Below are 12853 nucleotides of genomic sequence, written 5' to 3' on the forward strand. Positions count from 1 at the left end.
GGCGGGAGACCGGAGGCTCGCTTTCCGGCCGGGCGCTGCCGGACGCCAGGGGACGCACCGAGAGGAGTGCCGTCGTGTCGCCCACGGACCCCGGCGCGAGCTCCAGCACCGACGACACCCTCGATCTGAGGCTGTCCGAGGAACTCGTCGAACTCATCGCCCACGACCAGCCGGAGCCGCACGCCCCCGGCGGCGCCGGTGCGCCCTGGCGCCGGGGCCCGGACCTCCTCGACTCCCTCGCGGACTGGGGACCCGTCGAGACCGGGATGGGCCCCTTCCGGCTCGTGCCCGTCCGCGTCGAACGCGACCTGCCGACCGTCACCCGCTGGATGAACGATCCAGCCGTCGCCGCCTTCTGGGAGCTCGACGGGCCCGGGACCGTCGCCGAGGCCCACCTCCGCGCACAGCTCGACGGCGACGGCCGCAGCGTGCCCTGCATGGGGGTCCTCGCCGGGGTGCCGATGAGCTACTGGGAGGTCTACCGCGCCGACCTCGACCCCATCGCCCGCCACTACCCGGCCCGGCCGCACGACACCGGACTCCACCTCCTCATCGGGACGGTCTCCTGCCGCGGCCGCGGCATCGGCACCCGCCTGCTGCGCTCCGTCGCCGACCTTGTCCTCGACCGCCGCCCCGCCTGCGGCCGGGTCGTCGCCGAACCCGACCTCCGTAACGTCCCCTCGGTCTCGGCTTTCCTCAGCGCGGGCTTCCGGCTGGCAGCCGAGATCAGCCTGCCGGAGAAGCGCGCGGCCCTGATGATCCGCGACAGGGCGTTGCGCCGGGTCCTCTGATCACCCCCAGGCAGCCCAACTCGGCGGTCGGCGGCGGCTCGTACGGCGCCGCCGCCCGGATATCACGAATCCCCGCCGGACGTCCGCCCCGGGATCCCGTCCGCCGCGCATTTCCATGATCGGGCAAGAGATGTCAGTGCCTCCCCTTAGGCTGGACGCGCTATGACTGCCTCCTCCTCGCCCTCCCTCGCCGACCTGCTGCACGCCGCCGTCACCGCCGTCGGCGGCACCGAGCGGCCCGGCCAGGCCGCCATGGCCGAAGCCGTCGCCGAAGCCGTCGACGACAACTCCCACCTGCTGGTGCAGGCCGGCACCGGCACCGGAAAGTCCCTCGGCTATCTGGTCCCGGCCCTGGCCCACGGCGAGCGCGTTGTCGTGGCGACCGCCACCCTCGCGCTCCAGCGCCAGCTCGTGGAGCGCGATCTTCCGCGGACGGTCGACGCCCTCCAGCCGCTGCTGCGCCGCCGCCCGGAGTTCGCCATGCTCAAGGGCCGGTCGAACTATCTGTGCCTGCACCGGCTGCACGAGGGCGCTCCGCAGGAGGAGGAGCAGGTCCTGTTCGACCCCGCCGAGCCGGTGGCCCCGACACCGGCCGCGCCGAACAGCAAGCTCGGCAAGGATCTGCTCCGCCTGCGCGACTGGTCCGACGAGACGGAGACGGGCGACCGCGACGACCTCACGCCCGGCGTCTCCGACCGCGCGTGGTCCCAGGTCTCGGTGACCTCCCGCGAGTGCCTGTCCGCCTCCAAGTGCGCGTACGGCGCCGAGTGCTTCGCAGAGGCCGCCCGGGAGCGGGCCAAGCTCGCCGATGTCGTGGTCACCAATCACGCCCTGCTGGCCATCGACGCGATCGAGGGCGCGCCGGTGCTGCCCAGCCATGAGGTGCTGATCGTCGACGAGGCCCACGAGCTGGTCTCCCGGGTCACCGGCGTGGCCACCGGCGAGCTCTCCCCGGGCCAGGTCAACCGCGCCCTGCGCCGGGCCGCCAAGCTCGTGGACGAGAAGGCCGCGGACGCCCTCCAGACCGCTTCCGAGACCTTCGAGCGCCTCATGGAGCTCGCGCTGCCCGGCCGTCTGGAGGTGCTCCCGGAGGACCTCGGGTACGCGCTGACGGCGCTGCGTGACGCCTCCCGCACGGTGATCTCGGCCATCGGTAACACCCGCGACAAGTCCGTCCAGGACGAGGACGCCGTCCGCAAGCAGGCGCTGGCCGCCGTGGAGAACGTCCACGCGGTGGCGGAGCGGATCGTGGAGGGCTCCGAGTACGACGTGGTGTGGTTCGCGCGGCACGACCGCTTCGGGGCGTCCCTGCGGGTCGCCCCGCTCTCGGTCTCCGGACTGCTGCGGGAGAAGCTTTTCACCGAGCGTTCGGTGATCCTCACCTCGGCCACACTCAAGATCGGCGGGGACTTCAACGGGGTCGGTGCCTCCCTGGGGCTGGCCCCGGAAGGCACCGGGGGAGAGGACAGCCCGCAGTGGAAGGGCGTCGACGTCGGCTCGCCCTTCGACTACCCCAAGCAGGGCATCCTCTACGTGGCGCAGCACCTCTCCCAGCCCGGTCGGGAGGGCAGCCGTACGGACATGCTCGACGAGCTGGCCGAGCTGGTGGAGGCGGCCGGCGGGCGTACGCTCGGGCTGTTCTCCTCGATGCGGGCCGCGCAGGCGGCCGCGGAGGCGCTGCGGGGCCGGCTCGACATGCCGATCCTGCTCCAGGGCGAGGACACCCTCGGCGAGCTCATCAAGACCTTCGCCGGCGACGCGCGGACGTGCCTGTTCGGCACGCTCTCCCTGTGGCAGGGCGTCGACGTGCCCGGCCCGAGCTGTCAGCTCGTCGTGATGGACCGGGTGCCCTTCCCGCGCCCCGACGACCCGCTGATGAGCGCCCGGCAGAAGGCCGTGGAGGAGGCGGGCGGCAATGGCTTCATGGCGGTCGCGGCGACGCACGCGGCGCTGCTGATGGCACAGGGCGCGGGCCGGCTGGTGCGCGCCTCGGGCGACCGAGGCGTTGTCGCGGTGCTCGACCCGCGGCTGGCCAAGGCCCGCTACGGGAGCTTCCTGCGCGCCTCGATGCCGGACTTCTGGTACACCACGGACCGTAACCAGGTCCGTCGCTCCCTGGCAGCGATCGACGCGGCGGCGAAGGCCGAGGAGCGGTAGGGCCCGCGTCCCCTGAGCCCCCGTCCCCTGAGCCTTACGGGGACGATCACATAGGCGAGCCCCGGAACCGGCGCAGTGGTTCCGGGGCTCGGTCGTGCGACGCCTTCAGACTCGGCGGAGCACCGCCACCACCTTGCCCAGAATGGTGGCCTCGTCACCGGGAATGGGCTGATAGGCGGCGTTGTGCGGGAGCAGCCACACGTGGCCGTCCTCGCGCTTGAAGCGCTTGACCGTCGCCTCGCCGTCGAGCATCGCGGCCACGATATCGCCGTTCTCCGCGACCGGCTGGCGACGCACCGTTACCCAGTCGCCGTCGCAGATCGCGGCCTCGACCATGGAATCGCCGACCACCTTGAGGACGAACAGCTCACCGTCGCCGACCAATTGGCGCGGCAGCGGGAAGACGTCCTCGACGGACTCCTCGGCGAGGATCGGCCCGCCGGCGGCGATCCGGCCGACGAGGGGCACATAGGAGGCCGCGGGCTTGCCGGTCGTGTCGGTGGGCTGCGAGCTGGGCTGGTCGGAGCCGCGCACCTCATAGGCGCGGGGGCGGTGGGGGTCCCTGCGGAGGAAGCCCTTGCGCTCCAGGGCCATGAGCTGGTGGGCCACGGAGGAGGTGCTCGAGAGTCCCACCGCCTGGCCGATCTCGCGCATGGAGGGCGGATAGCCCCGCCGCTGGACGGAGTCCCGGATGACCTCGATCACCCGCCGCTGCCGGTCGGTGAGACCCGAGCTGTCGGCCCGGATTCCTGGAGGTCGTCCGGGAAGGGCGCGAGCGGGCTTGGGCCCCTCGGCGTTCATGGCTGCGTCATTCATCGGGTGTGCCTGGTCGAGTCGGTTCTGGGAGCGGTCCTGGGCGGTGATGGTGGCGCTGTCTGCGGTGGTGGTCACGTCGGCCCCTCTCGAGATGTTCTCCCTAGCTGGACAACGGTAGTTGCTTTCGAAAGGTTGCGCCAAACACACGTTCGAGTGAAATATCGAAGATTCCCTGACGTGATCAGGCGAGAGGGTGTACGGCTGAAGATCAATTCGACCTATTACGGTACCCTTCGGTGCGAAGTCCTGCGGACTTCGCGGATCCCGTCGGACCGGGTGCCGGCCGGCCGGGATCTCCCAGGAGGTGACGGTCCGCGGTCGCCGGGCCCGTCCGGCTCGCGGTACGCGCGGTGCCGGTGGCCAGTCTGTCATCCGTGGGCCCCCGAAGGCCCCGCGGGGCCTTCGCGCGAGTCGCTCACGTAGGCTCGGGGCCTGCCCGGACGGCGCGACACGCCTCCGGCGAGGTTCGCCACCCGGCACCAGATCTAGTGGTTTGATTGCGGCGGCTACCCACAAGTTGTGGTCGACGGCTGTCGCTGGTCATTCCGGCCCGCGGCCATCGCCTATGCTTGGGGCTGCTTCGCGAGGCCCCCGGAAGGGGGTCCGCCGAAGTCGAAGATCGTGCACAGTCCTATGAGGGTGAGGAGGGTGGAGAGCCATGCACTGCCCCTTCTGCAGGCACCCCGACAGCCGTGTGGTCGACAGTCGGACCACCGATGACGGCTGCTCGATCCGCAGGCGCCGCCAGTGCCCCGACTGCTCCCGCCGGTTCACGACCGTCGAGACCGCGTCACTGATGGTGATCAAGCGCAGCGGGGTCACCGAGCCCTTCAGCCGCAACAAGGTCATCTCCGGGGTGCGCAAGGCGTGCCAGGGCCGGCCGGTCACCGAGGACGCCCTGGCGCAGCTCGGTCAGCGTGTCGAGGAGGCGGTGCGGGCCACGGGCAGCGCCGAACTCTCCACGCATGACGTCGGGCTCGCCATACTCGGCCCCCTCCGGGATCTCGACCTCGTCGCGTATCTGCGCTTCGCGTCCGTGTACCAGGCGTTCGACTCGCTGGAGGACTTCGAGGCCGCCGTCGCGGAGCTCCGGGAGCAGCGGCCCGTCGCGGCCACCGGTGAGCGCGTCGGGAGCCCCGAGGTTCCGGCGCCCGCCACCGCCGCCGACTAGCGGCGACAACCACAGACCTGCCCGGCGCGCTCCGCGCGCCCGGGTGAACGACAGACATCCGCGCCACGGAAGAATTAGGCGCATTAGGGCGTTTTGCCCGTAGAGGGAGGCGGCATGACAGAGACGACGAGCGGCCCGGCACGAGGTTCCCGCTCCAAGGGGAACAAGGGCGGCAAGGGTCTGCGCATCGAACGCATCCACACGACTCCCGGCGTGCACCCGTACGACGAGGTGGTCTGGGAGCGTCGTGACGTCGTCATGACCAACTGGCGCGACGGCTCGATCAACTTCGAGCAGCGTGGCGTCGAGTTCCCCGACTTCTGGTCGGTCAACGCGGTCAACATTGTCACGAGCAAGTACTTCCGCGGCGCGGTCGGTTCGCCCGAGCGCGAGTCGAGCCTGCGTCAGCTGATCGACCGCGTGGTGAAGACCTACCGCAAGGCGGGCGAGGAGAACGGCTACTTCGCCTCCCCGGCGGACGCCGAGATCTTCGAGCACGAGCTCAGCTACGCCCTGCTGCACCAGGTCTTCAGCTTCAACTCGCCGGTCTGGTTCAACGTCGGCACCGCCCAGCCCCAGCAGGTCTCCGCCTGCTTCATCCTGTCCGTCGACGACTCCATGGAGTCGATCCTCGACTGGTACAAGGAAGAGGGCATGATCTTCAAGGGCGGCTCGGGCGCCGGCCTGAACCTCTCCCGCATCCGCTCCTCCAAGGAGCTGCTCTCCTCCGGCGGCAACGCCTCCGGCCCGGTCTCCTTCATGCGCGGTGCCGACGCCTCCGCAGGAACGATCAAGTCCGGTGGCGCCACCCGCCGCGCGGCCAAGATGGTCGTCCTCGATGTCGACCACCCGGACGTCGAGGCCTTCATCGAGACCAAGGTGAAGGAGGAGGAGAAGGTCCGCGCCCTGCGCGACGCCGGCTTCGACATGGACCTGGGCGGCGACGACATCACGTCCGTCCAGTACCAGAACGCCAACAACTCCGTCCGTGTCAACGACGAGTTCATGAAGGCCGTCGAGACCGGCTCGAAGTTCGGCCTGCGCGGCCGGATGACCGGTGAGGTCATCGAGGAGATCGACGCCAAGGGCCTCTTCCGTAAGATGGCCGAGGCGGCCTGGGCCTGCGCCGACCCGGGCATCCAGTACGACGACACCATCAACCACTGGCACACCTCGCCGGAGACGGGCCGGATCACCGCGTCCAACCCGTGCAGCGAGTACATGCACCTGGACAACTCCTCGTGCAACCTCGCCTCGCTGAACCTGATGAAGTTCCTGCGCGACGACGACAAGGGCAACCAGTCGTTCGACGCCGAGCGCTTCGCCCAGGTCGTCGAGCTGGTCATCACGGCGATGGACATCTCCATCTGCTTCGCCGACTTCCCGACCGAGAAGATCGGCGAGACGACCCGCGCGTTCCGCCAGCTCGGCATCGGCTACGCCAACCTCGGCGCCCTGTTGATGGCCACCGGCCACGCGTACGACAGCGACGGCGGCCGCGCGCTCGCCGGTGCCATCACCTCGCTGATGACCGGTACCTCCTACAAGCGCTCCGCCGAGCTGGCCGCGGTCGTGGGTCCGTACGACGGCTACGCCCGCAACGCCGACGCCCACAAGCGCGTCATGAAGCAGCACGCCGACGCCAACGCCGTCGCCCCGCGCGCCGACGACCTGGACACCCCGGTGTGGGCCGCGGCGACGGAGGCGTGGCAGGACGTCGTCCGCCTCGGCGAGAAGAACGGCTTCCGCAACGCCCAGGCCTCCGTGCTGGCCCCCACCGGCACCATCGGCCTGATGATGGACTGCGACACCACGGGCGTCGAGCCGGACCTGGCCCTGGTCAAGTTCAAGAAGCTCGTCGGCGGCGGCTCGATGCAGATCGTGAACAACACGGTCCCCAAGGCGCTCAAGCGCCTGGGCTACCAGCCGGAGCAGGTCGAGGCGATCGTCGCCCACATCGCCGAGCACGGCAACGTCATCGACGCCCCGGGCCTGAAGGCCGAGCACTACGAGGTCTTCGACTGCGCCATGGGCGAGCGCGCGATCTCCGCCATGGGCCACGTCCGCATGATGGCCGCCGCGCAGCCGTTCCTCTCCGGCGCCATCTCCAAGACGGTGAACCTGCCGGAGTCGGCCACCGTCGAGGAGGTCGAGGAGGTCTACTTCGAGGGCTGGAAGCTCGGCCTGAAGGCGCTCGCGATCTACCGCGACAACTGCAAGGTCGGCCAGCCGCTCTCCGCCAAGAAGAAGGACGAGGCCGCCAAGGCGCCCGAGGCCGCTCCCGCCGCGGAGAAGGTCGTCGAGTACCGCCCGGTCCGCAAGCGCCTCCCCAAGGGCCGTCCGGGCATCACCACCTCCTTCACGGTCGGTGGCGCCGAGGGCTACATGACGGCCAACTCCTACCCGGACGACGGTCTCGGCGAGGTCTTCCTCAAGATGTCCAAGCAGGGCTCGACCCTCGCGGGCATGATGGACGCCTTCTCCATCGCGGTCTCCGTCGGTCTGCAGTACGGCGTGCCGCTGGAGACCTACGTCTCGAAGTTCACCAACATGCGCTTCGAGCCGGCCGGCATGACCGACGACCCGGACGTCCGGATGGCGCAGTCGATCGTCGACTACATCTTCCGCCGCCTGGCGCTGGACTTCCTGCCGTTCGAGACCCGCTCGGCCCTGGGCATCCACTCCGCCGAGGAGCGCCAGCGCCACCTGGACACCGGGTCGTACGAGCCGACGGACGACGAGGTCGACGTCGAGGGCCTCGCCCAGTCGGCGCCGCGGCACGTCGAGGCCCCCAAGGCGGAGGCCCCGGCCCAGCCCGCGGCGGCCGTCCCGGCCCCGAAGCAGGCGCACAACAGCACCGAACTGGTGGAGATGCAGCTCGGCCTGAACGCCGACGCCCCGCTGTGCTTCTCCTGCGGCACGAAGATGCGCCGCGCGGGCAGCTGCTACCTCTGTGAGGGCTGCGGCTCCACCAGCGGCTGCAGCTGACGGCGAGCGCCGGACGGCGCTCACAGCCTGATGTGACCAGGCGGAAAGGCTCCCTTCGGGGACGTCTTTCCGCCTGGCTGTTTTTCGTGATCCGGCCGTTGTGCCGGGAATCAGCGGCGGCCCATCATCGCGGCGAACGCCGTGGGGTCGGCGTCGAATCCGCGGACCGCCTTGCGGAATGACCACGCCCCCGAGCTGTCCCGGATGAATTCCCCCACGGTCGCGGCCGTGAACGCCGCGACGCCGGCGAGATCCTCGGCAGCCAGCACGGACCGGCCTTCGCTGATTCGGACGCCCGTATTCGCCACCTCACCGAAGGTCTTCCGTCCGGCGTTCTGCTGGATGGCCACGCCCACCACCACCCGGCCGTACTCGTCCGACAGCCGGTCGAGTTCGAGCGTCATCGCCTCGTCGGTGCCCAGGCCCTGGCCCGTGCGGCTGTCCCTGTTGAGGGTGATGGTGCCGTCGGGGGCCCGGCTGTCGAAGTACACGAGATACGCGGGCTTTCCATAGGGCGCGTTCGCGGGATATGTCGCCGCGATGAGGTCGAGGTCGGTGGCGGGAGTGCCGGGTGGGCTCGGGTCCCATTTGAGCGTCACCTCGACTTTTTCGATCCCCTTGTTGAGACTGTTCACCAGGCTCCCCTTCCTCGGAACTCGTCTGTTGCCGCCCGGCACACGTGCGAGGCGTCGGCGGTACGGAACCGGGCCAGGCCGGGCGAGGCGAGGCGGGATCCCGCGAGTTCGCGTCCCTGACTTCCAAGGATTTCATGCCGGTTGCCGCTGAGGCCACCCTCGGTGACGCACCCGACACGGTGGCGACCGCGCCCGCGGCGGTGGGGCCCGAGTCATGGAATTGCCTTTCCAGGCAAGGGAGAACGCGCATTCCGCGCTGCTCGTACCGGCTGGATGACCGTGGGGGGCGTGTGCGGTACGGAGCGCCGGTTCACTCCGTACGCCGCCGGTGGGGAGCGGCGGCAGGGGACCCCGGCGCACGCCGGAGCCTGGTCGGCTCACCGTCCCCGACGGTGTGCTTCCGTGCCCCCGGCAGAGCAACGGCAGGTGAACGCCGAGGACTTGGCGGAACCGCTGAAGCGGGAGTTCCGTACCGAGCCCGGTGAGGCGGATGGCTGCACGCTCGCGCGGGTGTACTCATCCGGGACGTGATTACGCGCCGCTGTCGGCACCGTACGATGGCGCGGTGCTGGTCAAGTGGATTCGCTGCACCGTGGTGGACCGCCGCGGTTTCGAGCGGGGGCAGCGGAAATGGGCGGGGTTGCTCGGCGAGCCGGGGTTCCGGGGGCAGGGCGGGGGCTGGAGCAGGGGCCGCCCCCATGTGGCGCACCTCTTCGGCTTCTGGGAGAGCAGGGCGTTCTACGACTCGTTCATGGCGCGCTCCCACGACAGGCTGGCGGCCGCGCAGGCAGGCACCTACAAGAACATCCAGGTGCGGTTGTTCGAGCACCGGTGCGACGTAAAAGTGGGTTTCCGGCCGCAGTTCGCGGACGCGGACGTCGTGCGCGTCGCCCACTGCCGCGTCCGTGAGGACCGGGTCGAGCACTTCACGCTGATGCAGGAGAAGGTGTGGAACCCCGCCATGGCCGGATCCCCGGGCATGCTGCGCGGTGTGTTCGGCGAGGCGCCCGGCCAGGAGTTCCTGGTGCTGTCGATGTGGAACTCCGGGGCGGAGTACGGGAAATACCGGGTGGACCGGCTGGAGCGGCTCGCGCTGCGGGCGCAGACCGAGGCGGATGTCGCGGCGATCGGCGGCGACATCGTCGCGATAGAGCCGTCCTGGACGGTGTGACCGCCGCGCACTCGCGGCCGGGGTGCGTCCGGTGTCAGGCGGGCAGGGCGTAGACCCCCGCGCGAGCCGCGGCGAGTGCCGCGTCGGCGGCCTGGTCGGCATCGGCCGTGTCGATGGACTCCCGGCTGATGAACAGCCGGAAGAACAGCGGGGCCGAGGCGGCTCGCACGAGAGCGCCCGGATCGGTCCCGGAGGGCACCTCGCCGCGCTCGACAGCCCGCTCCACCAGCGGTGCGCACCGCGCGAACCGCTTGGTGTAGAAGTCGCGCAGGGCGTCCGCCGCGCGCGTGGACTGGAACGCGGCGGCGATGAAGGCGGCCGGGGCGGCGGCGCTCGCCGGGTCGTCGAAACTGTCGAGGATCTCCTGTGTCAGTGCGCGCAGATCACCCCGCAGGGATCCGGTGTCCGGCGGGGTCCAGCTGTCCTCGCCCGCGAGCTCGAGCGCGTCGGCGACGAGCCCTTCGACCCCGCCCCAGCGCCGGTAGAGCGTCGTCTTGTGGACGCCGGAGTGCTCGGCCACGTACTCGACGGTCAGGCCCGGATAGCCGGTCTCGACCAGTCCGGCGAGGACTGCGTCACGGACGGCGGCGCGGGTCCGGGCGGTGCGCCCGCCGGGGCGGACGGTGCCGGGGGCCTGGGAGGGGGACGCGTCGGACGGCAATTGCTACTCCTGTTGCATTAGTTGGTGGGTCGTGGCATGCTGAGAGTAACGCAACTCGGGTCGCATTTGCGGCTCGATTGCCCGCGCCGTGCGAGTGGCGCCCCTGCCTGTGGCCGATCGCCCCCTGGAGGTCTGTATGCCCACCCAGCTTTCCCTGCGCGGTGTTTCCCTGTCCCGTGGCGACAGGCGCCTCCTGGACGACGTGTCCTTCTCGGTGCGGCCGGGTGAGCGGATCGGCGTCGTGGGGGAGAACGGCGCCGGCAAGTCCACCCTGCTCCGACTGTTGGCCGGCGCCGAGAAACCCGACGACGGCGCGGTGGTGACGGCGGCGGACGACGGCGTCGGCCTTCTCGGCCAGACGCTCTCGCTTCCCCCGGACCGCACCGTCGGCGATGCGATCGACGCGGCGCTCGCGGAACTGCGCACCATGGAACGCCGCCTCCGCGAGCTCGAGACCGGCCTGGAGGCGGCCGGGCCGGAGGGGCTCGCCGAGTACGGGGAGTTGCTCACCGCCTTCGAAGGGCGCGGCGGCTACGAGGCCGATGCCCGGGTGGACAAGGCGCTGCATGCGCTCGGGCTTGCCCACATAGGCCGGGAGCGCGTACTGGGTGGCCTGTCGGGAGGGGAGCAGGCCCGGCTCGGACTGGCCTGCCTCATCGCGGCCGCTCCCGAGGTCATGCTCCTGGACGAACCCACCAACCACCTGGACGGTGCCGCTCTGACCTGGCTCGAAGACGCCGTACGGGCCCACACCGGCACCGTCCTCGCCGTCTCCCACGACCGGATCTTCCTGGAGCGCATCGCCACCGCCGTGGTCGAGGTCGACGCCGACCGGAGAACTCTCGTCCGCTACGGCGGCGGGTACGCGGGATTCGTGGCGGAGCGGGCGGCGGCCCGGTACCGCTGGGCGCAGGCGTACGAACAGTGGTCGGCGGAGACGCGGGCGCTGGCCGAGACCGCCGCGACCACCGCACAGCGCGTCGCCCCCGGGCGGGCCATGAAGGACGGCAACAAGATGGCGTACGACCGGGACAAGGGGCGGGTGCAGGCTTCGGTCTCCAGCCGGGTGCGCAACGCCCAGGAACGGCTGCGCCGCCTTCGGGAGAACCCGGTGCCGCGCCCGCCGGAGCCGCTGCGCTTCACCGCCCGCCCGGCGACCGGCGGAGCCGACGGCGTCCTGGTCGAGCTGGAGGACGTGCGCGTCGGGGACCGGCTCGCCGTCGGCTCCCTCCGCGTCCACGCGGGGGAGCGGATCCTGGTCCACGGAGCCAACGGCGCGGGCAAGTCCACGCTGCTCAAGACCCTGGCCGGGGTGACCGAGCCGGACAGCGGCACGGTGCGCCGACGCGGACGCGTCGGCTACCTCCCCCAGGAGACGGCCGTGAGCCGGCCCGCCGAGCGGCTGCTCGCCGCCTTCGGGCGCGAGCTCCCGGGTGGCGAGGAGGAGCACCGCGAGCTCCTGCTCTCCTACGGTCTCTTCCGGGAGCGGGATCTCCACGTGCCCGTCGGCTCGCTCTCGGTGGGGCAGCGCCGCCGCCTGGGCCTCGCCCGCCTGCTGGCCCGCCCGGCCGACCTGCTGCTGCTCGACGAGCCCACCAACCATCTCGCCCTCGGCCTGGTCGAGGAGCTGGAGCAGGCGCTGGCGAAATGGCCGGGAGCCCTGGTGGTGATCTCCCATGACAGGCTGCTGACCAGCCGCTTCGTCGGGCGCCGCTGCGAGATACGGGCCGGTCGGCCACTGACCGGGGGGTGACGTGCGGCAAGCGGCCCGCGCTCGATCTAGGGTGGCCGCATGCCACGGCCCCGACGCATCGTTCTCATCCGACACGGCGAGTCGGTGGGCAACGTCGACGACACCGTTTACGAACGGGAGCCCGACCACGCCCTGAGCCTGACCGAGAGAGGTCGCAAGCAGGCCCGGGAAGCAGGCGTCCAGCTGCGTGAGCTCTTCGGGGACGAGCAGGTGTCCGCTTACGTCTCCCCCTACCGCCGTACGCACCAGACCTTCCATGAGCTTGGACTCGACCCGGGCCGCGTCCGGGTCCGCGAGGAACCGCGCCTGCGCGAACAGGACTGGGGCAACTGGCAGGACCCCGCGGACGTGCGCCGGCAGAAGGCATACCGCGACGCCTACGGCCACTTCTTCTACCGCTTCGCCCAGGGCGAGTCGGGTGCCGATGTGTACGACCGCGTCGGAGCGTTCCTGGAGAGCCTGTGGCGCAGCTTCGAGGACCCCGGCCACCCGCCGAACGTCCTGCTGGTCACCCATGGGCTGACCATGAGGCTGTTCTGCATGCGGTGGCTGCACTGGACCGTGGCCGAATTCGAGTGCCTGTCGAACCCCGGCAACGGAGAGACCCGCGCCCTGATCCTCGGCAACGACGGCCGCTACCACCTGAACCGGCCGTTCGAGCGCTGGTGCACCCCCGAACCGTACGGGTTCACCGGTTAGAGTTCGCTGCG

The 12853-nt window shown here is 70.8% G+C and carries 10 protein-coding genes; 7 read left to right on the forward strand and 3 right to left on the reverse strand.

What is annotated here, in order from left to right:
- Window positions 1-74 precede the first annotated feature (74 nt).
- Together ACFY1P_RS30895 and ACFY1P_RS30900 are read left to right on the forward strand one after the other, a co-directional pair.
- Window positions 75-791 carry a GNAT family N-acetyltransferase gene (locus ACFY1P_RS30895; protein WP_361520730.1) on the forward strand — a complete coding sequence of 239 codons (717 nt, stop codon included), beginning with the start codon at window positions 75-77 and terminating at the stop codon, window positions 789-791.
- 162 nt (window positions 792-953) lie between these two features.
- Window positions 954-2948: an ATP-dependent DNA helicase gene (locus ACFY1P_RS30900; RefSeq protein ID WP_390752489.1), complete on the forward strand. Its 1995-nt coding sequence runs from the start codon at window positions 954-956 to the stop codon at window positions 2946-2948.
- A gap of 105 nt (window positions 2949-3053) precedes the next feature.
- Here ACFY1P_RS30900 and lexA read toward each other — a convergent pair whose 3' ends face one another.
- Window positions 3054-3839, reverse strand: a complete 786-nt coding sequence (gene lexA, locus ACFY1P_RS30905) for a transcriptional repressor LexA (RefSeq protein WP_361520735.1) — start codon at window positions 3837-3839, stop codon at window positions 3054-3056.
- Between the two features lie 583 nt (window positions 3840-4422).
- Between lexA and nrdR the strand changes: the two genes are divergently transcribed.
- Together nrdR and ACFY1P_RS30915 are read left to right on the forward strand one after the other, a co-directional pair.
- A complete protein-coding gene (gene nrdR / locus ACFY1P_RS30910) occupies window positions 4423-4935 on the forward strand; it encodes a transcriptional regulator NrdR (RefSeq protein ID WP_361520738.1) in 513 nt (170 codons plus the stop codon).
- 114 nt (window positions 4936-5049) lie between these two features.
- Window positions 5050-7923, forward strand: coding sequence for a vitamin B12-dependent ribonucleotide reductase (locus ACFY1P_RS30915; RefSeq protein WP_361520741.1), 2874 nt, complete (start codon window positions 5050-5052; stop codon window positions 7921-7923).
- Between the two features lie 110 nt (window positions 7924-8033).
- On the opposite strand, the gene ACFY1P_RS30920 is transcribed toward ACFY1P_RS30915, so the two are convergent.
- On the reverse strand, window positions 8034-8558 hold the full coding sequence (locus tag ACFY1P_RS30920) for a TerD family protein (RefSeq protein WP_361520744.1): 525 nt from the start codon (window positions 8556-8558) through the stop codon (window positions 8034-8036).
- A 565-nt stretch (window positions 8559-9123) separates the two neighbouring features.
- Here ACFY1P_RS30920 and ACFY1P_RS30925 point away from each other — a divergent pair.
- The gene (locus ACFY1P_RS30925; RefSeq protein ID WP_361520746.1) at window positions 9124-9729 is read left to right on the forward strand and encodes a YdbC family protein; all 606 of its coding nucleotides are present in this window, start codon (window positions 9124-9126) and stop codon (window positions 9727-9729) included.
- A 34-nt stretch (window positions 9730-9763) separates the two neighbouring features.
- On the opposite strand, the gene ACFY1P_RS30930 is transcribed toward ACFY1P_RS30925, so the two are convergent.
- Window positions 9764-10390, reverse strand: a complete 627-nt coding sequence (locus ACFY1P_RS30930; protein ID WP_361520748.1) for a TetR-like C-terminal domain-containing protein — start codon at window positions 10388-10390, stop codon at window positions 9764-9766.
- Window positions 10391-10526: 136 nt separating this feature from the next.
- Between ACFY1P_RS30930 and abc-f the strand changes: the two genes are divergently transcribed.
- Together abc-f and ACFY1P_RS30940 are read left to right on the forward strand one after the other, a co-directional pair.
- A complete protein-coding gene (abc-f, locus tag ACFY1P_RS30935) occupies window positions 10527-12143 on the forward strand; it encodes a ribosomal protection-like ABC-F family protein (RefSeq protein WP_390752490.1) in 1617 nt (538 codons plus the stop codon).
- A gap of 39 nt (window positions 12144-12182) precedes the next feature.
- Window positions 12183-12842, forward strand: coding sequence for a histidine phosphatase family protein (locus tag ACFY1P_RS30940; protein WP_361520754.1), 660 nt, complete (start codon window positions 12183-12185; stop codon window positions 12840-12842).
- Window positions 12843-12853: the final 11 nt, after the last annotated feature.

Origin of the sequence: Streptomyces sp. NPDC001407, assembly GCF_042895325.1 — a bacterium.
Classification (GTDB): Bacteria; Actinomycetota; Actinomycetes; order Streptomycetales; family Streptomycetaceae; genus Streptomyces.